Here is a 24,842-nt window from a genome sequence, read left to right on the forward strand (position 1 = left end):
CGACGGGACGGACCTACCCCGAAGGTGGCCGTAACGGCACCCATTCTTTTCCCAGCGGTTGTGGTCGCGTGTGATATGGACGACCAGTCGCAACTGACGGAACTGACCGGCGAGGAGGCCGAGACGCTCGCAGCGAAAGCCCTCGAGACCGAGTACGTCGGTCGACTCGAGGCGTATCTCGCCGACGAACACGATGAATCGGTGCCGACCGAGAGCGTCCAGGCGTTCGAGCGGGCGGACGGCGTCCGGGCTGTTTCCTTTGCAGCCGAAGCGGACGCAGCCGACGGCACCCCCAGGCCGGACGTTGCGATTACGATCCACGTCGACGACGGCGGGGTCGTACAGGCGACCGCCGAACGCCACGATACCGAGGACGGGACGGTGGACCTCGTCTTCCCGGCCGAAATCGCACCCAAACCAGAGGCCGCGGTGAACGACCTGCTCGAGCCGGGAGAATCGGTCGAGGTCACCGTTGACGAAGGAGACGAGATCACGCGCTACACGATAGCATTGTGACGGAAAACAGAGAGCGGAACTGGGTGGGCAGTGGCGAAAGCGGACGTGAACGGAGACTGGATCACCGCGAACCAACCGAAAGTATATCAAGAATGAGTTGATGAATATCCAATAGTTCAAGACCAATGATTGTCAGAGTGGTATTCATCATATCTCTGATATCTATCAATATCTCTATAGGAGTTATTATGTTCGTATTTCCAGACGGGGTCTTTTCGTGGAGCGTGTTCGCTATAGGAGTACTAGTGAATACGCTTCATCAAGTCGGCCGTCCACACGCAGATACGAAAGCTCGTGCCTGGGCCATCGACGGGCTGTTCTTCCTCGTTGCCTTCGGATATCTAGCCCTCTTCGTAAACAGTCGACCACTGCTCTATCCGTTTTTGCTCGGTGTCTGCGTAACGGTACTGCTCTTCGAGTCGAGTGGTGTCGGCCACACGTATACCGGCCAGAACTGAATTTGTAGCCGGAATTTCGGTCAATTGCCCCTTTCGGACCGCATTCCTGCTGTTCTGGCCTGTCTCGTCCTGGCTCAGTGGCACGTAGCAAAACGCGATAGCGTCGGCTCAGTGCCCCTGATCGTGTGGGTTCAGCGCCGTGCCGTAGTTCTCGGCGTGATCCGTGTAGTCGATGAACCGCGGCGCGTCGGGGTCGAACGGCCGCTCGAGGCTCTCGAAGGCCTTCTTCTTGTCCCAGCCCTGGAGCTTGCCGACCGCGGACTTGTCCTCGAGATCGTGGTAGTCGAGTTTCGGCTCAGTGAGCTCCCACGCCTTCATCCCCTGATCGGTCCGGATGATGACGCTCGAGTACTCGTCGGACGAGCCGACGGAGCCGACGGTGATGTCCGAACAGAAGCCGGTGAAGTCCGCACACTCGTCACAGCCCTTGAGTGCGGCGTCGTGGAAGTTCTCGACGTCCTCCTCGACGATCATGGTTCCGTCGTGGTCGTAGACCATCATCTTGCCGTTGAGAACGTCCATCTTGCCGATCTGGTCGGGCGAGATGTCGCGTTTTTCCTCCAACTGCTCGCCCATGAGGCTGTAGTAGTTGAAGTTCTTCGTACACATCAGCGAGATGGTGTAGTCGACGGCCCGAATGCCCTCGTTCTGGGCCTGATAGTCCCACTCGAAGTCCTGCAGGGCGCGGATGCCTTCGATCTCACACGGCGTCCCCACGAGGGCGAGCGAGAGGTCGTCCCAGTCCTTGTCTGGGAGCTTGTGCTCCCACTGTTTCAGGTCGAGGTTGCCGAGCGCGAGCGTCTGATTGTAGACCGTGCCCGCGTTCTCGATGAGCTCTTCTTCCGTGGTCGCGAGGAAGCTCTCGGCCTTCCAGGCTTCCTCCTCGCTCTCGGTGGCGATGAGCGCGCCGTCGATCTCGCCCGCCTCGAGCAGCGTCGCGAGGACGCCGGTGACGACGCCGCCGTCCTGGGCGCCGTCGGTCCAGTCGTCCTCGACCTTCGCGGAGAACTCCGTAATCGGGTCGCCGGCGCCTTTGACGTTGTCGTCGCCGCCGGTGATCTTCCACTGGCGCTCGTAACGCATCCCGCCGCGGGGGCAGAAGTCCCAACAGAGCGAACAGCCGGTGCACATCTTGACCAGTTTGGGGAGGTCGTCCTCGCCGACGCCGATCGAATCGGAGGGACAGGCCGCGACGCAGGTTCCACACTGGATACAGCGACCCTCGTCGATAACGGCCTCGTCCAGTTCCATGAACCAGGTCTTCTCGTCCGGCGTCTCGATGTCGTTCATCTCCGCGCGGATCGAGTACTCCGGCGTGTCGAGATCGACGCCCTCGGGAACGCCGACACGGGTGTCGGGCGCGTCGTCGTATACGTCCTGACTGATGCCCTCGGCGGGCTCGGTGAACTCGAGGTCGCCGAGTTCGCCCATCTCGTCGACGTTGGCGACGCCGGCACCGTCGGTGGCGACGCGCTGTGCCGACGTGTCGCCGGTCTTCTCGCCGCAGGAGCAGGTGTTCGGCGAGCAACTGTCGTCGGCGTCGTCCGTCCCGGTCTGGACCGCACCCTCTCGAGCGTGGTCCGTTCCCTCGCGGGACCGCGGCGCAGCGCTTCCCGTTTCCGGGAACATGACCGCTTCGTCGTCGTCCGTCTGCGATTCTGGAACGGACGGGAACGTTTGCTCATCCTCGCGGCTCGCGTGTCGCGTCTCGCTCGCGGTTTCACCGCTCGCATCGTCGGGGTCCTCGCTCCGCTCGGTCCCCGCTGCTCCCGCTCGCGTCTCTGAGAACTCGCTTCGCTCGTTCTCATTGTCAGTCCCCATGAGCGACACCTCCAGCAACTGGGGCCTCGGCCCCTTGCATGATCGTCCGAAGCTCCCCGTTGTCGACGCGGCGACACCACTCGTAGAACTGCTCGCCGTCGTGTCGGTCGTCGTTGTAGGCGTCGAACAACTGCTCTAAGGCCGGAATCACCGAATCGGCTGGGACGGCGTTCTCGATCCAATCTAAGAACTCGTTGTCCGCGCCGAGCGAGCCGCCGAGACCGAAGTCCATCCCCTCGACGATGTCGGACTCACCATCTTCGTCCAGCTTGACTGTCTCGCCGCGGAAGCCGATGTCCGCGATCTGTGGCTGGGCACAGGAGGCCGAACAGCCGGACATGTGCATCCGGATAGCCTCGATGTCGTCGGGAACATTGATGCGTTCGTCGAGTTCGCGGGCCCAGCGCTTGGTCCGCTTTTTCGTCTCGATGATCGCGTAGTTACAGAACTCGCTGCCGGTACAGCCGACGGCACCGCGGGAGAAGGCGCCGGGATTCGGCTGGTAGTCCGCGGCGAACGGCTCCGCGAGGAGGTCCTCGACGTTCTCTTCGGGAATGTGCGTGATAAGGAAGTTCTGGTCGGTCGCGAGGCGAACTGAGGCGTCCTCGGTGCCATACTTCTTCGCCGCACGGGCGGCCTCGGCGAACTCGTCGCCGCCCATCCGACCGGCGACGACGTTGAAACCGACGTACTGCAGGCCGTCCTGCTTCTGGTCGTGGACGCCGACGTGGTCGCCCTGATAGCCGACGGTCAGATTCTCCCCGCCGGTCGGGAAGTCGATGGCCGTTCGGTCGCGGATGGCCTCCTCGAACTTCGCGGGACCCAATTGTTCGACGAGATAGCGCATGCGGCAGACGCCGCGATTGTTGCGGTCGCCGATCTCCTTGAACGTCTGGGCGACGGCGCGGCAGAACTCCACGGCGTCTTCCGGGGGGATGAAGACGTCGAGCTCCGAGCCCATCCGCGGGCCGTCGGAGAGGCCGCCGCCGACGCGAGCGTGGAAGCCGTAGTAGTGCTCGCCCTCGAGCTCCTTCTTCGCGGGAACGAGGCCGATATCGTTGATCTGGGACTGCGCGCAGTCGTGGGCACAGCCCGTGATGGTCATCTTGAACTTCCGCGGGAGATTCGCGTACTCGCGGTTGTTCGTAAAGAAGTCCGAGACGGCCTCGATGACCGGCTGGGCGTTGAAACACTCGTGGTCGCTGATCCCGGCCGCCGGACAGCCGAGCACGTTCCGGGCGGAGTCACCACAGCCCTGGACCGTCGTCAGGCCGACCTCGTCGTAGCGGTTCCACATCTCCGGGACGTCCTCGACGCGGATCCAGTGTTTCTGGATGTCCTGTCGGGTCGTAATGTCGAGGTAGGCGTCGCCCCAGAGTTCGTTCTGCTCCGCACCGCCGTACTCTTCGGGTGCGACGGCGAGGTCGTCGGTCACTTCGCCGATAACCTCGGCCTGTTCGGGCGTGAGCTTCCCGCCCGGCACCTTGGTTCGGATCATGAAGTAGCCCTCCTGTTTCTGGGCGTACATGCCGGCCCACTTCAGGCGCTCCCACTCGCCGCCGCCGGCGCGCTCCTCGATTTCCTCGAACGAGAGTTCGTCGTCGGCGTAGTCGTAGACGTCGTCGATCACGTCGAGTGGGTGCTTGTTCTGCTTGTACTGCTCCGTCGTATTCACGCGAACCACCTCGTGTTTCGCTGAACGAAGTGAAGCGAAGTGCGAGACGGCGAAGCCGTTTCGGTGGTTCGTGTGAGTTCGAAAACGCTCGCGTTTTTGTGATTCATGTGTACCACCGCTGGCGGGAGAGAGCGGCCAGCAGCGAGGTCACACTGTAGTGAAAGACCATCGTTTGCCGGGTAGTCTCACGCAAACCCTATACCAGCCCGTAATGGGGCGAATCATGACGACGGTCGTTTTCACCAGCAACTATTGCCTCGTTCGAGCGACACGTGAAGCCGGTCAGAACGGGATTCAGTGCCGTGAGGACGGGAACCGGTCGGCCACGAACGCCCACAGCAAGAGTCGTCACCTATTCCGGCAATAATCTCCGATAAGTGAGCGCAGTGATCAAGACATGTTGACCTGGCGACCGATTATTATCACATCTACCGATACCTCGATACGAGATCGCGAAACGAGTCCGATCAGTCGAAACAGACGACGGCAGTACCTGCGTCTCGAGGGTCGGGGTCGAACGGATCGGGTTCGCTCGCGATTCCGTGCTGATACCGCGAGCGGAGTGCGACGTGTTCGTCGACATAGTAGGAGACGCGAGAGCCGCGCTCGTTCGTCGGCGTCCCCCGCTGGGTCTCCGTCGAGAGATCGTAGACGATCGAGACCAGTACGGCCTCCATCCCGGACTCCGACTCCAGATTTGACTCGATCCGTTCCAGTTCGCTGTCCCTAACCGAGAAGCTGACAACTCGCGTCGCCGATCCGTACTCTTCGAGAAAGCTGTTGTGCCGATACGCTTCCTCGAACTCGCGAGCGAACGCTTCGGCGTCAGTCAACGGATCCGAGGGCGACGGATACGCCATCGACTCGAGGCCGTGGCTGTGAACTGGATCGTCGGGCTCAGGACGGTCGATATCGGCGCAGTCGTACTCGTTCTCGGAGATGAACGCCGACTCGGGGTCGTCTGCGCTCGTGAGTTGCTCCTCGAAGCAGCCGGCGAACGCCATCGAGAACGGCAGCACCGCCGAGAGGAGGGCACGCCGGGACCGGGGTGTGCGCATACATAGATGTCAGCAATACATTATATGTATGTTTCGTATTGCGTGCTCCGGGTTTCGAACGTGGGTTCGGAGCGCCAACGGGCGTCGCCGAGATCGCTCGTAGCGAACTTCGCCGAAAAACGGATCGGATCGACGGCGGCTACGCCTCGTCGCCGAGCAGTCGATCGATCATCTCGTCGGGATCGAACCGCTCGAGGTGGTCGTACCCCTGTCCGACGCCGAGGAACAAAATCGGTTTCCCGGTGACCTGCGCGATCGAAATCGCCGCCCCGCCGTTGGAGTCGGCGTCCGCCTTCGTCAGGATCGCGCCGTCGATTTCGGCGGCCTCGTTGAACTCACGGGCGCGGTTGACCGCGTCCTGACCGGCCACGGCTTCGTCGACGAACAGCGTCATGTCCGGATCGACGACGCGACCGATCTTCTCGAGTTGATCCATCAGCCCTTCGTCGGTGTGGAGTCGACCCGCCGTATCGCCCAGCACGATGTCGATATCGTTCGCCTCGGCGTACTCGACGGCGTCGTACAGCACCGCGGCGGGGTCGCCGCCCTGCTGGTGACTGATGAGTTTCGTGTCGAGCGCGTCGGCGTGCTCCTGGATCTGTTCGTTGGCCCCGGCGCGGTAGGTGTCGCCGTTGGCCATCACGGTCGAGTAGCCACGCTCCTCGAAGTACCGGCTGAGTTTGGCGATCGAAGTCGTCTTTCCGACGCCGTTGACGCCGGTGAAGACGAGCGTCACGGGTTTGTCCTCGACGGCGATCCGCTCGTCGAAGTCGAACTGTCCGACGCTGATCACGTCGTAGATCGCGTCGCTCAGCGCCTCCTCGACGACGTCGCCGGTCGAGGTCGTAAACGTCCGCGTCTCGCCGACCAGTTCGTCGCGGATGTTGTCGAGGATTTCCTCGGCGACGCCCATCTCCACGTCGCTCGAGAGCAACGCCATCTCGAGTTCGTGTAACGGGCCCTCGAGGTCTTCCTCCTCGATGACGAACTTCCCCTTGACGAGCGAACGAGCCTTGTTACCGAACCCGGTGGAGTCGTCCTCGGGGTCGGTGTCGTCGGCTGCAGCTGCGTCGTCCGCGTCTGTGGCGACGCTCGCGTCGATCGCTACCGAATCCCGCTCGGTGTCGCCCGCGAAATCGCCGTCGGACGACTCGTCGGCGTCCGGAACCGGTTGCGTCACCCACGACTCGACCGATTCAGACGATTCGGACGATTCCCGAATATCGCTCGTTTCGGCGGTCGAAGCAGAGTCCGACTCGGCGCCGTCGACCGCCGACTCGGTCGGCGGTTCGGTCTCTGCCTCGAGTTCGCGATCAGAGTCGTCAGGTTCGGCGACGTCGTCGACCGTCTCGTCGGTAGTATCTGGGGCTTCCGCCGTCTCCGTCTCGAGCGTCGCGTCGTCAGTATCAGCCTCGGCTTCGGACGGCTCGGTTTCGGCTTCCGAAGGGGCAATATCCCCGAGTTCGTCGTCCTCGAGTGCCGACTCGGTGCTCTCGGCTTCGGCAGATTCGGACGCGGCGCTCTCGGCTTCGGCGGGTTCGGCCGCAGCGCTCTCGGCTTCGGCGGGTTCGGCCGCAGCGCTCTCGGCTTCAGCAGTATCGGCCGCCTCGAGTTCGTCTTCGTCGACCTCCTCGACGTTCTCTTCGGCGGCCTCTTCGGCGTCTTTGCGGAAGCTCCCGAGTTTCTTCTTCAGGTTGTCGAACATAGTACGGATGGTGTGCCGACGTTATTCGTCGGGGCCCTGGCCCTGCTGGCCCTGCATCTGCTGCATCTGCTGTTGCATCGCCTGCTGTTGGATCTGCTGGGCCTGCTGCTCGAGTTCGCTGCTCTCGGACTCGAGTTCGGCGATCTCCGAGTTGACCTCGTCGATGCGGTCGTCGAGGTTCTCCTGCTTGTTCTCGAGGGCGTCGATGGCACCGTCCTGTTCGAACTCGGCCGCGTAGTCCGCGCCCAGTTCGACGATCACTTCGTCGATGTCCTGGATGTTCGCACGGAGGTACGCGCCGCCGCCGATCGGCACCTGCACCGTCGAATCCGTCTCGAGGCTCTCGAGGGCTTCGATCGCTTCGTCGGCTTCGGTCTTCTGCTGCTGGATCGCTTCGACGCTCTCCTCGAGCGCTTCGATCTCCTGTTCGATCTCCTGGAGCTCTTGGGAGAGCTGCTGAAGTTGCTGCTGACTCATTGTTCGACGACCTCCTCGAGATCGATCTCGGTCCGCTTGAGTCGGTGCTGGCTCCCGAGCTGGGAGAGTGCGTGCTCCCGTGCGACGTTCTCGTTCTGCGCGTCGATCGTTGTTTCGAACTCCGCGAATCCGTCGCGGTTCTTGAACCGACCGGTGACCGTAAATTGACTCATGGCTACCACTCCGGCAGGCAGTCGGAAGAATCTTCCCTTCCGTCGGAGTCAGCGACCGGCCGACGGAACCGGAATACGCGGCGTCGTTCAGATCTGTCCGGGCCGTTGTCCCGAACTCGCGCCGGTCAGTTCGCTCGAGTCGCGTTTTCGCTTCACGATCGCGTCGGGATCGATCCCCTCGAACTCCGGCGGCAGTTCGCCGTCGGTTGCGTACTGGTAGAGCGCAGTCTTCGCGATGGCCGTCGCGGCGATGTGGACGACGGCGAGCGCACCGAGCAACAGTACGGTCGGGACGACCGTGTAGACGAGCACCGAGCCCGGGTTCGCGACCAGCAACAGCGGCGCGCCGATTCCGACAGCGACGACGAGCGCGCCGAGCGTCACCGTCACGAGTCCGACGCCGAGACTGACCCCGCCGGCTTCGCCCCAAGTCTCGCGGAACAGGCTAACGCTGTCGCGCAACGAGTCCCGGACGCCGCCGCCCTGAAAGACGATGACGGGGACGATGAAGAACGTCATCATGAACCACGCCGCGCCGGCGATCGCCCTGACGATCTGAGCGCCCCAGCCATCCTGACTCTCGAGGGCCTGGAAGATCAGGCCGACGACCGCACCGACGACGCCCCACGCAAGGATCGTCCGCCTGGATTCCCAGGCACCGGCGAACCCGGCCCGGAGGCTCGTCGACTCGTCGTGAAACAGGCTCCCGACCGAGTGGACCAACGCGGCGCTGAAAAAGGTCGCGACGGCCGTCGCGACGAACATCACGAGGAAGGAGAGTGCGATCATCGCAACTTGTGCGACGCCGTCGACCGTGCCGTCCGAGACCGACGCGATCTGGTCTACGGCATCCAACCCGAACCCGACGCCGATCAAGGCGACGAACAGTCCGGCGAGGAGGAGGGCCAGTCCCGCCGTCCAAGTGAGACCGTACAGTAGGGGAAACACGAGCAACCACTTCTCGCGTCTGAGCACGCCGAACGACGCCTTCGCAATCTGAAACCCGGTGCGAAACCGGGCGAACACTGATTGGAGGACCATACGCGGATCGTGTCCGGCACCCAATATAAATATTCCCGATAAAGCAACACGATGATACGGCCGCACGAGCGGTGCCAAACGGTTTTACCGCGGCCGCCGAACGAAGCCACATGAGCGAACTCGATCCCGGCGAGCTACTGCCCAGCGAACGGATGCAAACGCAGGCCCTCGAGGGCGACGTGACCCAGATCCACCGCGGCCACCAGTACGCCGAGGCGGGCGATACGTTCACGATCGAGGACATCGCGTTCGAGGTGACCGATATCACCGAACGAACGCTCGGGGATCTGACCGATGAAGACGCACAAGCCGAAGGGATGGACGATCTCGAGGCCTATCGCAACCTGCTCGAGCGCGCGCACGAGAACTTCGAGTGGGACGACGACAGCGAAATCGTTCGGCATCGGTTCGAACCGCAGTCGAACGACGACTGATCGGTCGAACTCGAGTCGCGAACGTATCGACCCGTCAGGGACCAATTTTCGTCGAGAGGCGTCTCGTTGCGTATCCCACGACGGCACCGATTGCACCGAGCGGGACCGTCACCGCGAGCGAGAGCGCGACCGCCGCTACCAGTCGTTCGGTCGTATCTAGTGTATAGTCCCCCGTCATGAACAAGAACAGCAAGCCACAGCAGAACGCAACTCCCAGGAGCCACCCGACAGACACTCCCTGACCGCGATAGGCAGTGATACCGGTTGCGGCGAGCGTGCCGAACAGGGGTGGAGCAGCTGACAGGACCACCCAAACGGTCTGTCCCCCGTTCGGGATCACCACGTCCACCACGATCGGCCACCCGAAGCCGAGCAGAAACAGGGCCGGCGTGAGTAACAGCACTAAAACCGGCTCCGAGACGTCAGAGCCGACGAGAAATCGCTGGGCTGACCGACGACGAGTCATCGTGGATCGGTTCTTCGCTTCGCAGAATATAGTGTTAGCGATTCGGAATGTAGCGGCGGTCGTCTCGAGTGAACGACCGCGAAGAGTGAAAACGCAGTTCGTACGAGAACGCTACTCCAGATAGCCCAGCGCGTCCTCGATCCGGCCGAGTTCGGGCCCGGTCGTATCCTGTCCGACGACGTAGCCGGACTCGTTGGCGAGCAGCCCCGATCCGAGCAGCGGCGCGCCGTAGTTGACGGTGCCGACGTCGGCCCGGACGTCGAGGACCTCCTCGAGCGTGTCCAGTTCCTCGTCGGTCGATTTCGGGTGACAGAGCACCCCCTTGTTCGTCGTGACCGCGGCGGTCCCGACGGTGCGAACGCCTGCAAGGTCGCCGCGTTCAACGGGCACCTCGAGGGTGTCTTTGACGATCTGGACCGTTTCCCGCGGGAGGTCGGGGTGGACGTACGCGCCGTAGTCGTTTGCCAGCACGACGTTCCCTGCAGCGTTGATGTTCCCCGGCAGTTCCGCGACGGGGAGATCGACCTCCTCCTCGAGCCGTTCGCGTTCGTACTCGAGGATGCGCGAACTGACGAGGAGACCGTTCTCGTTACCCATCGCTAGCGCGCCGACCGTCGAGGAGCCCCCCACGGTGGTGGGAATTGCAGGCACCTCGAGTTCGTCGGTCAGATCGGCGACGACGTCGTCATCGACGTCCGGGCGAACGAGCACGCACGAGTCGGTCGCCCGGGCGAAGACCCCGACGTACGCCGACCCGACGAAGGCGAGTCGTTGCAAATTTACTCGGCGACCTCGGCCTCGACGACGGCCTCACCCTCTTCGTCGAAGCGGGCCGCGCGGACGCGGAGCTTTCGCGGCGGGTTGGAACGGCCGTTCGACCAGATCTCCTCGTTGATCGAGGGGTCCAGTCGGATGGCCTCTTCGTCGACCGCGAAGTGTTTCGCGAGGTGTTCGCGAACGAGTCGCATCGCGTAGTCGGCGGCCTCGTGGTTGGCGCCCTTCTTGACGTCGCGCAGCGGAACGGTAACGACGCGTTCCTCGAAATCACTTGCACTCATCGTTACTCGTCAGTGTCGTTACGCCGCCAGTTGCGTCGCTTCGGGTTGCGCTGGACTTCCATGTCGGTCTTCATCATGACCCAGGCCGGAACACGGCTGTTCTGGTTCTCGAGTTTGGCAAGACGCTTTTTCTTGCCCTTCGTTTTCTTACCCATAGTAGCCACAGGTAGCCTACGCTGGCATAAAATCTTGTCCATCTTGGAGACGAGTGCGAAGCGGGGCGTTCGGCCCGGTTATCGGTCGATATTGGTCTCGAGATAGCGCGTCACGGCCTCGAGCGTCGCCTCGCTGAGTTCGGTCGTATACGTCCAGTTCTCGACGCCCTCGAGACCGTCGTGGCGGTGGAATTCGTCGTGGTCGTGACAGCCGGTGCCGTGGAATCTGGTGCCGCCGCCGATCTCGTCCGGCCCGGCGTAGGCGGTCGCCATCGGGGAGACTCGCATCGTCTCGTCGTCGACGCGCACCGCGGTTCCGAGGTCGTGATCGCAACTCGAGTCGCCGACCGCCTCGACGACGTCGGTGTCGAGGAACGTATGCAGGACCTCGTGGATCGCCATGTTTCGCGTGACCGCCCGCGAGTCCCAGAGCTCGGTCGCACCGAGGTTCGCGACGGTCAGGGAGTCGCCGGTGTCGGTCGGCTGGCCCGTCACGTTGCCGGTCCACGCGTTCGGGGAGAGCGTTCCGCCGTAACCCACGCGGTGATTCAGCGGTGCCCAACACAGCAGGGCGTGACAGGTCGATCCCGTCAGCGCGTCGCGCTCGTCGAGTCGCGCCCGAAAACCGTCAAGCACCGTCTCGAGCGAGGGAACCACCGCCTCGGACGGATCGGCGACCGACGGAAGCGGCAGCCGAACGAGGTCGCCGCGCTCGACGGTCACCTCGAGTCCCTCGAGCCGCGAGCGCTCGTGGGCGTACGCGAGTATCGCTCCGAACGCGGCCTCGATGGCCGAGAGCGCGTCCCGGAACGGCGGCGGCCAGTCCGCTCGAACGCCGTCGAAGCCGTAGCGGGTCCAGGCCCACAGCGGCACCGGTCGGGGATAGACGCGGACGTGCAGCGGCGCAGCGTCATCGCTGGCGAGTCCGCTCGGCGAGTCGCCACGGACCCTCGAGACGGCAGCCGCCCCGCCGAGCGAGACCAGTAGCTCCCGTCTCGAGACGAGTCGGCCGTCCGCGCTCGCGGAGAGTCGCGCGGACGAGGGGGGTGACGGAGTCAGGGCCGATCACCAGCGGAGGGAGCCACCATCGTCTACGGATCGCTACACCGGTCGGTGTTATGAGCGACGGTCTTGCATTGTTCAGCCGGATCGGGGTACGAACGGCCTAGCCGGGCGTAGGTCGTCGATACGCGACACGTTCGAGAGGGTGGCGATGGTCTCCAATCAGGCGACCGGTGCTACTCGAGTCGGACGAGCGGGGCTACTCGAGCGGGAACGACTCGAGCGTCGAGTACACCGGCCCCTCGTCGGTGAGGGTGCTCTCGGTCAGCCGGACCTCCTCGACCGTCATTTCGCCGACCGTCGGATCGCGCTCCCGAACCAGTTCCTGAACGAGGTCCTTCCCGCCTGCGTGTTCCATCCGCGCGAGCGTGACGTGGGGCGTGAACTCGTGGGACTCCGGCTCGAACCCTATCGCGGTCGTTCGCGCCTCGATCGCCTCGTGCAGCCGGGTCAGTTCCGCACCACCGCGTTCGACGCCGAGCCAGACGACGCTGATGTAGTCGAGACTCGGGAAGACCCCCAGCCCGCCGAATCGGGCGATAAAGGGTTCGACGTCGGCGTCGTCGACGGCGGCCTCGAGTTCTCCTCGGAGCGGCGGCAGTCGATCCTCGTCGACCTCGCCGAGGAACTTCATCGTGAGGTGGGCCTGTTCGGGGTCCGTGAAATTCAGGCCGCTCGCGTCGGCGAACTCGGCCTGCAGATCGGCGACCGGTTCCGCGAGGTCGTCGGGCAGGTCGACGCTGACGAAGAGTCGCATGCTCACGGGAGCGTTCGACCGTCCAAGTATTGAAGCTTGGCCGAGTCACGACGACGCTCGAGACCGTATCGTCGCCGACTGACGTTGTTAGGGACGCGGACTATTTCCGTGGGAACCGTACGAGGAGCAATGACAGCAATCGCCGTCGTCGGTGGCGGAATCGGGGGACTCACGGCGGCCCACGAACTCGCCGAGCGCGGGTTCGACGTGACCGTCCTCGAGGCGAACGACCGATTCGGCGGGAAGGCCCGATCGATGCCGATCGCGGACGGTCCGGCGCCGCTCCACGGCGAGCACGGCTTTCGATTCTTCCCGGCGTTCTATCGCCACGTCGTCGATACAATGGAGCGGATCCCCGACGGCAACGGAACCGTCGCTGACAACCTCGTCGGGACCGAAGCAACGCTTATCGCGGGGGTCGACGACGCGGACCGAATCGCGTCCACCACCGCCCCCGACTCACTTCGCGAGTGGCTCGAGGCGCTGCGCCCAGCGTTCGTCGAGGACCTCCCCGCCGACGACGTTCGCTTCCTGCTCGAGCGACTGCTCTACCTGCTGACCGCCTGTGACGATCGGCGCGAGGGCGAACTCGACGACGTCTCCTGGTGGACGTTCATCGACGCCGAAAACCGCTCCCAGGAGTTTCGCGACCGACTCGCGTACGCGACGCAGTCGCTGGTGGCGCTCCGCCCGGAGGTCGGCAGCGCCAGGACGATCGGGACGATCTACCTCCAGCTCCTGTTCGGACAGCTCGACGCGAGCCGGCCGACCGAGCGCATCCTGAACGCGCCGACGAACGTGGCCTGGATCGACCCGTGGGTTCGGTACCTCGAGACGCTCGGCGTCGACCTGCAGCGAAACGCGCCGGCACGCGGCCTCGAGTTCGACGGGCGGCGAATCACCGGCGTCGCGATGGCCGACGGCCGGACGGTCACGGCCGACGAGTACGTCCTGGCCGTCCCGGTCGACGTCGCACCGAACTTCGTCACGCCGGAACTGCGCCGGGCCGCGCCGGAACTGGGCCGTATCGGGCGACTCGAGACGGCCTGGATGAACGGCATCCAGTTCTATCTGCGCGAGGACGTCGAACTGACGCGAGGCCACCAGGTGTACGCCGACGCTCCCTGGGCGCTGACGTCGATCTCCCAGCGACAGTTCTGGACCGACTACGATCTCGAACGTCGGGGGCCCGACGCGGTCGAGGGCGTTCTCTCGGTGATCGCCTCCGACTGGGAGACGCCCGGAATCGTCCACGAGAAGCCGGCCAGAGCGTGCACGCGTGAGGAGATCGCCGAGGAGATCTGGGCGCAGCTGAAAGCGCACCTGAACGCGTCGGACGATCACCTGGCCGGCCCCGGGACGCGACTCACGGACGAGATACTGGTCGACTGGTTCCTCGATCCGGCGATCGTCGAGACGGACGACGGCGTCGAGAACCGATCCCCGCTGTTGATCAACACCGTCGGCTCGCTCCGGAACCGGCCGCCGGCGGACACGGCCGTCCGGAACCTCACGCTGGCCGGCGACTACGTGCGAACGAACGCCGATCTCGCCTCGATGGAGTCGGCCGACGAAGCCGGGCGTCGCGCGGCGAGTGCGATCCTCGATCGGGCCCGGTATCGAGGGTCGCGACCGCAGCGCTGGGAGCTCGAGGAACCGGCGGTGTTCGAGCCGTTCAAACGCCAGGACCGGATTCGATATCGACTCGGTCTCCCCCATCCCGCGGCGGCGACGCAGTCGATCCGGACGGCGACCAGGCGTCTCAGCAAGCGGCTCTGAGCCGGCGTCTCGACCGACGGTGCGAGTCGATCGGTAGCCGTGTCGCAGCCCTTAACAGTCGTCGCCGCCACAGCTACGGCAATGACTGACCGAGAGGGCGACGACGATCGAGATCACCGCTTCTCCGAGGGAGAGGGGTTCAGCGACGCCTACGACGAGTTCGATCTGGACCCGCCGGAGCTGGGCGTCGACCCCTCGAAGGTCGACCCCGTGGACTCGCGGGTCGTCACCGACACGCTCGATAAACACAACATCGGCAGCGACGACGTCGACGCGGACGAGTTGCTCGACGTCGGGCTGAACTACATGCAGATCAACCGCTACGAGCAGGCGACCGACGCCTTCGAGCGGGCCGCTCAGTTCGCCGACGACGACCGCACGACCCAGGAAGCCTGGGTCAACAAGGGCGTCGCCCACGCCGAACTCGAGGAGTACGACGAAGCCATCGGTGCCCACCAAGAGGCGCTCCGGATCGACGGGGAGAGCGAGCACGCCGCGACCGCCGAGACGAACCTCGCCTACGCGCTCTGGGAGTTCGGCGAGACGGCACAGGCCTTAGAGCACGCCGAGCGCGCCGTCGAAGTCGACGAGCGCTTCGCCGAGGGCTGGTTCAACCGCGCCTTCTTCCTCTCGGAGCGCGGGCTGGCCGAGGAGGCGCTTCACTGCATCGACAACGCGATCCGACTGGGCCTGCGCAACGCGAAAGTGCTCGAGGAGAAGGCCGAGATCCTCGAGGATCTGGGCGAGTACGACGAGGCCGAGGAGATCGCCGAAGAGGCCAACGAGATGCTCGAGCGCGCCGAACAGGAGATGGTCGACGAACGCAGAGAAACCCAGGGCCACACCCCCGATTCGGCGGGCGTCCCGGACGGACGGCCGGGAGAGCAGGGTCGTCGGGACGGGACCGACATCACCGACCCCGGCCGCGCGTCAGAGCGAGACGACGAGGAGTGGCGGCTCGAGTAACGCATGATCGTCAACGAACGACAGACGCCGGAGGGGCTGTTGGTCGCCGTCTGCGACGAGGACGTCCTCGGCGAGACGTTCGAAACCGACGAGATCTCGTTGACCGTCACGGAGGAGTTCTACGGCGGCGACGGGGTCGACGAGGGGGCCGTCGTCGACAGCCTCGCTCGAGCGGACGTCGCCAACATCGTCGGTCGAGAGGCCGTCGAACTCGCCATCGCGGAGGGGTTCGTCGACGAGGCGAACGTCCTCGAGGTGGGGTCGACGCTGCACGCGCAGTTGCTGCGAATGTAAGCACGTCGGCTCCCAGCGGGGACCTACAGATCCGTTTTCTGGAACCGATAGTAGCCGATCGCGACGGGCACGATCAGCCAGCACAGCAGGACGACGAGGCCGAACCAGTCCTGGAGGTAAAACGGCGCGTCGCCCGCGTACCGTTCGGCGGGCGTCATGCCGGACGCCTCGAAGTCCTCGAGTCCGTACTGGAACATGAAGGGGAAGACCTCGCCCTCGACGACGTTGCCGACCAGCGTGGTGTAGGTGGTGATCGGATTGAACTGGTCGACGAACAGGTACCACGCCTCGGCCTCGACGGGCGGCCCTTCGCCGTAGATGAGGTAGTACGGGCCGGCCGTGACGAGTTCCCACAGCGCGAGGACGAGCATGTAGAGCCCGACGACGATCGCCATCGACTTCCCCCGCGTCGAGACGCCGGCGGAGACGCCGACGGCCAGCCCGGCGAACGACACGCCGAACAGAATCGAGATGGCGCCGAACGCGAGCCAGTCGAGGAACGGAATCGAACCGAACAGCACCGCGCCTAAGACCAGCGCGACGACGAACGCGAGGAAGACGGCCGTCGCGACGACCGCCATCCGGCCGAGCAGTTTCCCGAAGACGATATCGGTTCGGTTGGGCGGCAAGCCGAGCAGGAGTTTGATGCTGCCCGACCGACGCTCTCCGACGACGGCCATGTAGCCGACGATGAGCGCCGCGATCGGGATGATCGTCTGCAGCGGGAGCGCGATGAAGCCGAGCACTTCGGCCGCCGTGACGTCGTCCGCTGTGTACCAGATCGCGACGTAGCCGATAGTGACGAGGCCGACGAGCAGGCCGATCAGCGCCCAGAGCAGTTTCGAGCGGCCGGCGTCTTCGAACTCCTTTCGCGCGACGGTGGTGATGTGTTGGGTCATTCGGCCACCTCCGGCGCCGCGGCCGCAGGACCCTCCGTTTCGTCGGCGCTCCGACCCTCAGTTTCGCCGCCGCCGTTCGTCAGCGTCGTGAACAGCGACTCGAGCGAGACGTCCTCGATCCGCACATCACGAACCGTCGTCCCAGCGTCGTCGAGTGCGATCACGGCGCCGGCTTTCGCCGCCGGATCGGTGATCGAACACTCGAGCGTGCGGCCCGAGGCGGTGACGTCCGCGATTCCGTCCACGGCGGTGACGGCGTCGCGGAACGCGTCGGCGGAATCGGCGAGCACCAGTTCCATCGTCCCGCCGCCGCCGAACGACTCGCGGAGCCCCTCGATGGTGTCGACGGCGACGAGTTCGCCCTCGTTCAACACGCCGATCCGGTCACAGACGGCCTCGACGTGTTCCAGAATATGACTCGAGAAGAAGACGGTCGTTCCCGTCTCGGCCTCGGAACGGACGAGTTCTTGCATCTCGCGGATGCCGTGGGGGTCGAGCCCGCTCGAGGGTTCGTCCATGATGAGCAGGTCGGGATCGCCGACCAGCGCCATCCCGGTCGCGAGCCGCTGGCGCATTCCCTTCGAGTAGTCGCCGGCGGGACGCACGGCGTCGTCGGCCGAGAGTCCCACGCGCTCGAGAACTTCGTCGGGATCGTCGGCGGCGTCTTTCGTCTCGATCGCGAACTCGATGTGTCGACGTCCCGTGAGGCGGGGATAGATGTCGAACCCCTCCGGGAGGACGCCGACGCGAGGACTGATCGCGTCGGATTCGTCTTGTGCGTCGTAGCCGAGCACCGTCGCCGACCCCGAACTCGGACGGGTGAAATCGAGCAGCATGTTGATCGTCGTCGACTTGCCCGCGCCGTTCGGCCCTAAAAACCCGAACACCTCGCCCTCCTCGATCGTGAGATCGAGGTCGTCGACGGCGGTAAGCTCGCCGTACTCCTTCGTTAGTCCGATCGTTTCGATCGCAGCCATTTGTTGGAGAACACACAGGACGAGTATTTAATTACGGGGGCACGATTTCAGGGGGAGAACACGCGGCGATCCGTTAGGAGTGCGACGCTCCCGGACAGGTCACTACGGCTATCTCTCACGTACCAACATGGTTTGGAAGCACTGATATGTCGGTCGCCAGGGGACAGTGCAATTGGCGGGGCACCGATACTGGACTCCCTGACCAACCAGCCCACGTTCCCTGCCGAGGCACCCACCCACCAACCATCCGCCCTGTTTCCCCCTCTTTCGGTCTCGTCGCTCCCTCCGTTTGTCGACTCCGTAAGCACTCGTCTCTCCCGTGATCTCCGATGAACTCGTCGAATGCCAACGGTCCAGATTCGAAGTGAGAGGGCTGCGTGCGAACAGCCCAGACCCGGCGAGACGGATTCGTACGAACCCGGTTCGACCGATACGCGTGCCGCCGGACCGAAGGAGTGTTTTGTCTGGGGTTCCTGCTAGCAGCCAATGAGTCAGCAGAATCTCGAGGCGCTCGACGTCGAGGCCATCCGCGAGGAGTTCCCCATCCTCGAGCGGGAGTTCGACGGCCAGCAGGTCGTCTACCTCGACAACGCGGCGACGACCCAGACCCCCGACGCGGTCGTCGACGCGATGAGCGACTACTACCGAGAGTCCAACGCCAACGTCCACCGGGGGATCCACCACCTCAGCCAGGAGGCCTCGATTTGCTACGAGGAGGCCCACGACCGCGTCGCGGAGTTTATCAACGCCGACGGCCGCGAAGAGATCATCTTCACCAAGAACACGACCGAGAGCGAGAACCTGCTCGCCTACTCGTGGGGACTGAACGAACTCGGGCCCGGCGACCGGGTCGTGCTGACGGAGATGGAACACCACGCCTCGCTGGTCACCTGGCAACAGATCGCCCACCAAACCGGAGCCGACGTCGAGTACATCCGTGTCGACGACACCGGTCGCCTCGATATGGACCACGCTCGCGAACTGATCGACGACGACGCGGCCATCGTCTCAGCCGTCCACGTCTCGAACACGCTGGGCACGGTCAACCCCGTCTCCGAACTCACCGATCTCGCCCACGACCACGGGGCCCTCTCCTTTATCGACGGCGCCCAAGCGGTCCCGAACCGTCCCGTCGACGTCGAGGAGATCGACGCCGACTTCTACGCCTTCTCGGGCCACAAGATGGCCGGCCCCACCGGCATCGGCGTCCTCTACGGCAAGCAGGAGTTGCTCGAGGAGCTCCAGCCCTACCTCTACGGCGGCGGCATGATCCGGAAGGTCACCTTCGAGGACTCCACCTGGGGCGACCTCCCCTGGAAGTTCGAACCCGGCACGCCGCCGATCGCCGAAGCCGTCGGCCTCCACGCGGCGATCGACTGGCTCGAGGAGATCGGGATGGAACGAATTCGGGCCCACGAGGAGGAGCTCGCCGCCTACGCCTACGACCAACTCGAGGCAGAAGGCGACGTCGAGATCTACGGCCCCGAGGGCGGCCCCGACCGCGGCGGGCTGGTCAGCTTCAACATCGAGGGCGTCCACGCCCACGACCTCGCCTCGATCATGAACGACCACACGGTCGCGGTCCGGGCCGGCGACCATTGTACGCAGCCGCTGCACGACAAGCTTGGTGTGGCGGCGTCGACTCGAGCGTCCTTTTACGTCTACAATACGCGGGAGGAGGTCGACAAGATGGTTGCGGCGTTAGACGACGCGCGGCAGCTGTTCGCGTAGGCGAACGCTGCCCGCGAGGAGAACCGCGTTAGACGACGTCTTCGTGAGTGAACGAAGTGAACGAGCGAAGGCCAGCGAGAGCGTCGCTCTCGCCGGGCGCGTCAATGCTTTCGCTGACGCGCGAGGAGCGTCTCGCCGAGCGAACGAAATATAACGTTATATGGCAGCGAGGACAAAAGTTCATCATGGTTGAATTAACCCTCTCTGACATCTATCACGGAACGAACGAGCGGGTGATCGCCATCCGGGGGCTGTTGTTCGCCATCGTACTGACACCCGTCTTGCTACTGCCGACACCCGCTCGAGAAATCGTCTCAAACGAAGCGATAGCGGTCGCGGTCGGAAGCGGAGTCGTCACCGGAATCGTACTCAGCATTTGCCTGGAGGGGGTCCAAATCGGCGCAGACCGCAGCGACGTGACCATGGCGATTGCGACCCTCGTGAGTATCGGCGTCGCCACCGCACTCGTGTGGATACTGCTTCCGAGAGAACACGTCTCGACGTTCATGCAGTTCGCTATCGTCTTCATCTGGAGCTTTTCACTCACGTCCGCGACTCGACACATCGTCGGGCCGGCGGTATTCGGATCCGCGAGCGTTCGAGACTGAGCGGCTGGTGGTTGACGGGGGTGAAAAGACGATCGAGGGCGACGGTCCGAGCGGGCATCGATCGTCGCGGCCTCGTCAGTATCACCCTCGAGGACGATCACGTTCACACCCGGAGTCTCGATCACGAACGGCCCCACGTGGCTCCGTAGAAGCTATTAGTCCCGTTGCATCGTTGCCATCGATATGAGCGGTGCGACACTCACGCTCCGGCGCGCCGACGAACGCGAACTCGCCTACGTCGAATCCTTGCTGGACGCGAACGGGTTGCCGTCGGCGGACGTTCGGACCGCGCCCGCCCAGTTCTACGTCGGCTACGCCGGAGACGAACGGGTCGGGATCGGGGGCCTCGAGTCCGACGGAACCGACGGGCTCCTCCGATCGGTCGTCGTCGAGCAGTCGGCCCGCGGGAACGGCTTCGGAACGGCGCTCTGTGACGCGCTGGAGCGGCGGGCTCGAGCCGACGGCGTCGAGACGCTGTACCTGCTCACGACGACCGCCGCCGACTTCTTTTCGGATCTCGGCTACGCGGAGCTCGAGCGAGCCGACGCGCCAGCCCCGATACGGGCGACGACCGAGTTCGACGAACTCTGCCCAGCGTCGGCGACGTGTATGCGAAAACAGCTTCCGGACCAGCGCTGACGGGACCGGTCGAAGACGGCAGTCCCGGTCGACGAGTCGAACCGCTCGAGTCGTCGCCGAAGTGGCGCGTGTTCGCTCCGAATCTAGCGGCTGGAAGCGGCCACACGACCGCTCGAGATAACCGCGTCGTCGACCTCGTATTCGGTATGGACGAGGGTACCATCACGCTGTACATCGCCGCCAGTCTGGACGGGTTCGTCGCAACCGAAGACGGCGGCGTTGAGTGGCTCGAGAGCTATCAGGATGAGAGCGACGACACCGGTGGGGGCTACGAGGACTTCTTTGGCAGGGTCGACTGTCTGGTGATGGGATCGCGAACGTACGAACAGGTGTTGACGTTCGGCGAGTGGCCTTACGATGAGAAACCAACGTACGTCGTCACACACCGGGATCTTCCGCTCGCGACCGATTGCGTCGAACTGTTCGCTGGTGAGCTTCGTGACCTGGCCGATGAGCTCACGGCTCGATACGAACACAGTTGGCTCGTCGGCGGCGCAGCGCTGTCCCGGGCGTTTCTCCGACAGGGTCTGCTCGACGAAATTCGACTGACTATCGTCCCGGTGCTTCTCGGGCGGGGGATCTCGCTCTTCGACGACGGTGGAATCGAACGGGGGTTGACGTTGCTCGAGCGTCCGTCCTCGGCCAACGGACTGGTCGAACTGCGGTACGGCGTCGACGCTACTGCCTCGTCGTCGTGACTACGCAGTGCCGCACGACCGGAACCGCTCGAGATCTGTACGTTTATCCCCGCCTCGTCGAAACACGACCGGCATGCTCGAGACAGTCCGGAGCCGCGCCCGCCCGTACTTCGAGGACGCCCCGCCGGCCCACGATTGGCACCACGTCCAGCGGGTCGAGACGCTCGCGGAGACGCTGATCGACCGCCACTCGGAGCCGGCGTCGATCGACGACCGCATCGTGGGTCTCGCCGTCCTCTGCCACGATATCGGACGGGAGCGAGAAGATCAGGGCGAGATCGACGACCACGCGACGTGGGGGGCCGTGGAGGCGGGTCGAATCCTCGAGGACGTCGGTGCGGACGCGGCGACGATCGAGCGCGTCCAGCACTGCGTTCGCGCGCATCGATATTCGAACGCGATCGAACCCGAGACGCTCGAGGCGCGGATCGTCAGCGACGCGGACAACCTCGACGCCCTCGGCGCGCTCGGCATCGCTCGCGTGTTCGCCTACGGCGGCGAGGTCGGGTCGCCGATTTACGACCCCGGTGTGCCGGTCGACGACGACGAGACGCCCGACGGCAGGGCCCAGTACAACCACCTCCACAAGAAGATTCTCGACCTCCCCGACCGCATGTACACCACCGTCGGCAGCCGGATCGCCGACGAACGCGCGGCGTTCGTCCGCGAGTACGTCGCGCAGTTCGACGCGGAAGTCGCCGGCGAGCGGTGAGCAGGGAGCGATACGCGGTGTGCCCCGGGCGATCGAGAACGATCTGGCTCGAGACCGCCATCAGTCCCCGGTGTAAATAACAAACCCGCGAAGAATTTTTTTGGCCGTCAGTCGTACTGGCCGGTGCCGAGGTGAGAACGATGTACGAGAACACGATCGGCCGTCCCAAACGGGACCCGTTCGAGACCCTGTTCGGCGTTCTCGCCGCGGCCGACCGGTACGATATCCTGCTGCTGGTCGTTCCGGTTGCGTTCGCGGTTGCACTGGTCGCGGCGAGCGTCTCGAGCGTTTCGCTCGTCCAGGCGATGGCCGTCGCTGCAGTCGTCGGCGCGGCCGTTGTCGTCGACGCCTGCTACTGGAACCCGCCGGTCGATCAGGACACGTCGTAGCCACTGAAGATCAACGCACACCCGATCGCATGCGATCGGTGTGTAAATCGGTTCAGTTGCTACTATCGGCGTATCGACCACCAACCGTTTTCACGTCGGTCGTGTACGCGCAGGCCGTCTCGCGACCGAAATACCGATGTCGTCCGTAGCCCCGGAACCCTTTTACAACTCTCGCGTCTATCCGTACACACCAATGGGACTGGGCTCCGATATGTACAGACAGCAGATCCTCGATCACTACAAGAACCCCCGTAACTACGGGGAGATCGAGGATCCGACGTTCACGCACATCGGCGAGAACCCGATGTGCGGCGACGAGATTCGCATGGACGTCGTCCTCGAGGACGACGAGGAGACGATCGAACGAGTCGCGTTCTCCGGCGACGGCTGTGCGATCAGCCAGGCCTCCGCGAGCATGCTCTCGACGAAACTTCCGGGCACCACGATCGAGGAGTTACTCGAGATGGACCGCGACGACGTGATCGACATGCTCGGCGTCGACATCTCGCCGATGCGCATCAAGTGTGCCGTACTGGCGGAAAAGGTTGCACAGGACGGCGCGGAGATCTATCAGGGCGAACTCGACGTCGAGAAAACGACGACCGAGGACTGAGTCCGCGGTCCCAAGAGCCGGAATTCGGCTGAATAATCCGATTGCGGCATTCGTCCAGTTCTCACGTGATAGCGTCGCATCTTCGTCTCGCCCGTTCGGGCTGATTCGCGTCGCAACGACGGGAGCCAACGACCGATAACTGATAGCCTCCAGACGCATCCGTAGCCTGTCAGCATTTCGAATTCTCCAGCAAATACCGATTACAGATAGCTATTTACTATATCACGGCGTACGGATTTCGATGATTGTCCACTCACTGTCCGAAGGCCGACCTGCACCCCCCTCCGTTACCGAAACGATCGTCGACGCCGTGAGCGAGGCCGAAGACTGCGATCCACTGACGCTGCCGCCGCTGTGGAACGTGATCGACCCGGAAGCGTTAGACGCGTTGTTCGAACCGACACGCGGAGGACGGCCGCGTACGGGTCGCGTAAGCTTCGTTTACGCGGGATACGAGATCACTGTCGACAGTACTGGCGAAGCGGCAGTGGCGGTCTCGGTAGAACCAGTTGCGTAGAAACTGCGATCCGTCGACGCCGAAGCGACGTCGCTTACTCCGGCTTCAGTCCGTCGCCCCGGACGCGCATGACACCTTCGCCGTCGGCGAGGTTCGGCGCGTCGACCAGTTTGACGATCCGCTTGTCGCCTTTGGACTTGCGGAGGTAGATCCGGAACGTGGACTTGTGTCCGAGGATGTTGCCACCGATCGGCTGGGTCGGGTCGCCGAAGAACGAGTCGGGGTTCGAGGCGACCTGGTTCGTGACGATCACGGCGGCGTTGTAGAGGTTTCCGACCTTGTCGAGGTCGTGGAGGTGCTTGTTGAGTTTCTGCTGTCGGTCCGCGAGCTGGCCACGGCCGACGTACTCCGCGCGGAAGTGCGCGGTCAGGGAGTCGACCGCCAGCAGGCGGACGGGATACTCCGAGTCCTCGTGCTCGCTAGCCAACTCCTTGGCCTTCTCGGCTAGCAGCATCTGGTGGTTGGAGTTGAACGCCTTCGCGACGTGGATCTTGTCGAGGACGTCGTCGATGAGTTCGTCGACGGCGTCCTTATCGTCGGCCGAGCCTTCGATCTCTCGATCCTCGAGTGCCGCGTTGATGGCCTCGTCCGGGAGCCCGCGAACCATGTCGTCGATCCGCTCGGGTCGGAACGTGTCCTCGCTGTCCACGAAGATACAAGAGCCGTGAAGTCCGCCGACTTCCTTCGGGAGCTGGACGTTGACGGCCATCTGGTGGGTGACCTGCGATTTCCCGGAGCCGAACTCACCGTAGACTTCGGTGATCGACTGGGTTTCGATGCCGCCACCGAGCAGGTCGTCGATCTCGTCGATGTGCCAGCTCAGTTTGCCGATTTCGTTCCGTCGTTCCAGGACGGTGGTCCCGGTCTCGAAGCCGCCGATGTCGGCTGCGTCACGCGCGGCGCGAACGATGTCCGCGGCCGTAGACTCGCCGACGTCGGCCGTGTTCGAGAGTTCAGAGGGGGAAGCGACGGCGAGACTCTGGAAGGACTCGAATCCAGATTCGTTGAGCTTCTCTGCAGTTGCCGGTCCAACGCCGGGGAGTGTCTCAAGATCTGCTGTTGGCATACTCCGTGCTTGTGCCGGACACCTCATAAACCCTCGTTAACAGGAGAGTGAAAGTGAAAGTGCCGGCCGGCGCCGGGATGAAAAGGTATCACGACACC

Annotated in this window: 30 protein-coding genes; 14 read left to right on the top strand and 16 right to left on the bottom strand. The window is 64.0% G+C overall.

Features of this window, described 5'->3' with window-relative positions:
* Positions 1-75: 75 nt before the first annotated feature.
* Together ACSFDB_RS17070 and ACSFDB_RS17075 are read left to right on the top strand one after the other, a co-directional pair.
* Complete coding sequence (locus ACSFDB_RS17070; protein ID WP_440772117.1) at positions 76-516, top strand: hypothetical protein; 441 nt, start codon at positions 76-78, stop codon at positions 514-516.
* 137 nt (positions 517-653) lie between these two features.
* Complete coding sequence (locus tag ACSFDB_RS17075) at positions 654-974, top strand: hypothetical protein (RefSeq protein ID WP_440772118.1); 321 nt, start codon at positions 654-656, stop codon at positions 972-974.
* Between the two features lie 108 nt (positions 975-1,082).
* On the opposite strand, the gene ACSFDB_RS17080 is transcribed toward ACSFDB_RS17075, so the two are convergent.
* The 7 genes from ACSFDB_RS17080 to ACSFDB_RS17110 form a co-directional block, all read right to left on the bottom strand.
* Complete coding sequence (locus ACSFDB_RS17080) at positions 1,083-2,795, bottom strand: Coenzyme F420 hydrogenase/dehydrogenase, beta subunit C-terminal domain (RefSeq protein ID WP_440772119.1); 1,713 nt, start codon at positions 2,793-2,795, stop codon at positions 1,083-1,085.
* Positions 2,785-4,470 (bottom strand): nitrite/sulfite reductase, encoded by a 1,686-nt coding sequence (locus tag ACSFDB_RS17085; RefSeq protein ID WP_440772120.1) that lies wholly within the window; start codon positions 4,468-4,470, stop codon positions 2,785-2,787. The genes ACSFDB_RS17080 and ACSFDB_RS17085 overlap by 11 nt, the downstream gene beginning before the upstream one ends.
* 467 nt (positions 4,471-4,937) lie before the next feature.
* Entirely contained in the window at positions 4,938-5,528 is a 591-nt protein-coding gene (locus tag ACSFDB_RS17090; protein ID WP_440772121.1) for a hypothetical protein, read from the bottom strand.
* A 139-nt stretch (positions 5,529-5,667) separates the two neighbouring features.
* Positions 5,668-7,233, bottom strand: a complete 1,566-nt coding sequence (gene ftsY / locus ACSFDB_RS17095) for a signal recognition particle-docking protein FtsY (RefSeq protein WP_440772122.1) — start codon at positions 7,231-7,233, stop codon at positions 5,668-5,670.
* 21 nt (positions 7,234-7,254) lie between these two features.
* Positions 7,255-7,710, bottom strand: a complete 456-nt coding sequence (gene pfdA, locus ACSFDB_RS17100; protein ID WP_440772123.1) for a prefoldin subunit alpha — start codon at positions 7,708-7,710, stop codon at positions 7,255-7,257.
* Positions 7,707-7,883 (bottom strand): 50S ribosomal protein L18Ae, encoded by a 177-nt coding sequence (gene rpl18a / locus ACSFDB_RS17105; RefSeq protein ID WP_006092542.1) that lies wholly within the window; start codon positions 7,881-7,883, stop codon positions 7,707-7,709. Before rpl18a ends, pfdA begins: the two co-directional genes overlap by 4 nt.
* An 87-nt stretch (positions 7,884-7,970) precedes the next feature.
* On the bottom strand, positions 7,971-8,924 hold the full coding sequence (locus ACSFDB_RS17110) for a DUF6159 family protein (RefSeq protein WP_440772124.1): 954 nt from the start codon (positions 8,922-8,924) through the stop codon (positions 7,971-7,973).
* A 110-nt stretch (positions 8,925-9,034) separates the two neighbouring features.
* Here ACSFDB_RS17110 and ACSFDB_RS17115 point away from each other — a divergent pair, with 110 nt between their 5' ends.
* Positions 9,035-9,358 (top strand): ASCH domain-containing protein, encoded by a 324-nt coding sequence (locus ACSFDB_RS17115; protein WP_440772125.1) that lies wholly within the window; start codon positions 9,035-9,037, stop codon positions 9,356-9,358.
* A gap of 34 nt (positions 9,359-9,392) precedes the next feature.
* Here ACSFDB_RS17115 and ACSFDB_RS17120 read toward each other — a convergent pair whose 3' ends face one another.
* The 6 genes from ACSFDB_RS17120 to thpR form a co-directional block, all read right to left on the bottom strand.
* Positions 9,393-9,761, bottom strand: a complete 369-nt coding sequence (locus tag ACSFDB_RS17120; protein ID WP_440772126.1) for a hypothetical protein — start codon at positions 9,759-9,761, stop codon at positions 9,393-9,395.
* Between the two features lie 174 nt (positions 9,762-9,935).
* The gene (locus tag ACSFDB_RS17125) at positions 9,936-10,601 is read right to left on the bottom strand and encodes a translation initiation factor IF-6 (RefSeq protein ID WP_440772127.1); all 666 of its coding nucleotides are present in this window, start codon (positions 10,599-10,601) and stop codon (positions 9,936-9,938) included.
* Between the two features lie 2 nt (positions 10,602-10,603).
* Positions 10,604-10,882 carry a 50S ribosomal protein L31e gene (locus tag ACSFDB_RS17130; RefSeq protein ID WP_006092546.1) on the bottom strand — a complete coding sequence of 93 codons (279 nt, stop codon included), beginning with the start codon at positions 10,880-10,882 and terminating at the stop codon, positions 10,604-10,606.
* Positions 10,883-10,884: 2 nt separating this feature from the next.
* Positions 10,885-11,037 carry a 50S ribosomal protein L39e gene (locus tag ACSFDB_RS17135; RefSeq protein ID WP_006092547.1) on the bottom strand — a complete coding sequence of 51 codons (153 nt, stop codon included), beginning with the start codon at positions 11,035-11,037 and terminating at the stop codon, positions 10,885-10,887.
* A 78-nt stretch (positions 11,038-11,115) separates the two neighbouring features.
* Entirely contained in the window at positions 11,116-12,021 is a 906-nt protein-coding gene (locus tag ACSFDB_RS17140) for a hypothetical protein (protein ID WP_440772255.1), read from the bottom strand.
* 277 nt (positions 12,022-12,298) lie between these two features.
* A complete protein-coding gene (thpR, locus tag ACSFDB_RS17145) occupies positions 12,299-12,856 on the bottom strand; it encodes an RNA 2',3'-cyclic phosphodiesterase (RefSeq protein ID WP_440772128.1) in 558 nt (185 codons plus the stop codon).
* 129 nt (positions 12,857-12,985) lie between these two features.
* On the opposite strand from thpR, the gene ACSFDB_RS17150 reads away from it, so the two are divergent.
* The 3 genes from ACSFDB_RS17150 (at position 12,986) to ACSFDB_RS17160 (ending at position 15,895) form a co-directional block, all read left to right on the top strand.
* Complete coding sequence (locus ACSFDB_RS17150; RefSeq protein ID WP_440772129.1) at positions 12,986-14,635, top strand: hydroxysqualene dehydroxylase; 1,650 nt, start codon at positions 12,986-12,988, stop codon at positions 14,633-14,635.
* Between the two features lie 81 nt (positions 14,636-14,716).
* On the top strand, positions 14,717-15,601 hold the full coding sequence (locus tag ACSFDB_RS17155) for a tetratricopeptide repeat protein (RefSeq protein WP_440772130.1): 885 nt from the start codon (positions 14,717-14,719) through the stop codon (positions 15,599-15,601).
* Positions 15,602-15,604: 3 nt separating this feature from the next.
* The gene (locus ACSFDB_RS17160; RefSeq protein WP_440772131.1) at positions 15,605-15,895 is read left to right on the top strand and encodes a DUF424 domain-containing protein; all 291 of its coding nucleotides are present in this window, start codon (positions 15,605-15,607) and stop codon (positions 15,893-15,895) included.
* Positions 15,896-15,918: 23 nt separating this feature from the next.
* On the opposite strand, the gene ACSFDB_RS17165 is transcribed toward ACSFDB_RS17160, so the two are convergent.
* Positions 15,919-16,794 (bottom strand): ABC transporter permease subunit, encoded by an 876-nt coding sequence (locus tag ACSFDB_RS17165; protein ID WP_440772132.1) that lies wholly within the window; start codon positions 16,792-16,794, stop codon positions 15,919-15,921.
* Positions 16,791-17,771 carry an ABC transporter ATP-binding protein gene (locus tag ACSFDB_RS17170; RefSeq protein WP_440772133.1) on the bottom strand — a complete coding sequence of 327 codons (981 nt, stop codon included), beginning with the start codon at positions 17,769-17,771 and terminating at the stop codon, positions 16,791-16,793. The genes ACSFDB_RS17165 and ACSFDB_RS17170 overlap by 4 nt, the downstream gene beginning before the upstream one ends.
* A 486-nt stretch (positions 17,772-18,257) precedes the next feature.
* On the opposite strand from ACSFDB_RS17170, the gene ACSFDB_RS17175 reads away from it, so the two are divergent.
* From ACSFDB_RS17175 to ddfA, 8 genes are all read left to right on the top strand, one after another.
* The gene (locus ACSFDB_RS17175) at positions 18,258-19,502 is read left to right on the top strand and encodes an aminotransferase class V-fold PLP-dependent enzyme (RefSeq protein ID WP_440772134.1); all 1,245 of its coding nucleotides are present in this window, start codon (positions 18,258-18,260) and stop codon (positions 19,500-19,502) included.
* Positions 19,503-19,549: 47 nt separating this feature from the next.
* On the top strand, positions 19,550-20,110 hold the full coding sequence (locus tag ACSFDB_RS17180) for a hypothetical protein (protein WP_440772135.1): 561 nt from the start codon (positions 19,550-19,552) through the stop codon (positions 20,108-20,110).
* Positions 20,111-20,293: 183 nt separating this feature from the next.
* Positions 20,294-20,749, top strand: a complete 456-nt coding sequence (arsN2, locus tag ACSFDB_RS17185) for an arsenic resistance N-acetyltransferase ArsN2 (protein ID WP_440772136.1) — start codon at positions 20,294-20,296, stop codon at positions 20,747-20,749.
* Positions 20,750-20,895: 146 nt separating this feature from the next.
* Positions 20,896-21,447 (top strand): dihydrofolate reductase family protein, encoded by a 552-nt coding sequence (locus ACSFDB_RS17190; RefSeq protein WP_440772137.1) that lies wholly within the window; start codon positions 20,896-20,898, stop codon positions 21,445-21,447.
* A 73-nt stretch (positions 21,448-21,520) separates the two neighbouring features.
* A complete protein-coding gene (locus tag ACSFDB_RS17195; protein WP_440772138.1) occupies positions 21,521-22,159 on the top strand; it encodes an HD domain-containing protein in 639 nt (212 codons plus the stop codon).
* A gap of 140 nt (positions 22,160-22,299) precedes the next feature.
* The gene (locus tag ACSFDB_RS17200; RefSeq protein ID WP_440772139.1) at positions 22,300-22,548 is read left to right on the top strand and encodes a DUF8015 family protein; all 249 of its coding nucleotides are present in this window, start codon (positions 22,300-22,302) and stop codon (positions 22,546-22,548) included.
* Positions 22,549-22,741: 193 nt separating this feature from the next.
* Positions 22,742-23,161: a Fe-S cluster assembly sulfur transfer protein SufU gene (gene sufU / locus ACSFDB_RS17205; RefSeq protein WP_440772140.1), complete on the top strand. Its 420-nt coding sequence runs from the start codon at positions 22,742-22,744 to the stop codon at positions 23,159-23,161.
* Positions 23,162-23,402: 241 nt separating this feature from the next.
* Positions 23,403-23,678, top strand: a complete 276-nt coding sequence (gene ddfA, locus ACSFDB_RS17210; RefSeq protein ID WP_440772141.1) for a DdfA family disk-determining factor — start codon at positions 23,403-23,405, stop codon at positions 23,676-23,678.
* A gap of 34 nt (positions 23,679-23,712) precedes the next feature.
* Here the strand turns inward: ddfA and radA are convergent, their stop codons facing one another.
* On the bottom strand, positions 23,713-24,744 hold the full coding sequence (radA, locus tag ACSFDB_RS17215) for a DNA repair and recombination protein RadA (protein ID WP_440772142.1): 1,032 nt from the start codon (positions 24,742-24,744) through the stop codon (positions 23,713-23,715).
* Between the last annotated feature and the right edge of the window lie 98 nt (positions 24,745-24,842).

Source organism: Natronorubrum amylolyticum (assembly GCF_052040145.1).
Lineage (GTDB): Archaea > Halobacteriota > Halobacteria > Halobacteriales > Natrialbaceae > Natronorubrum.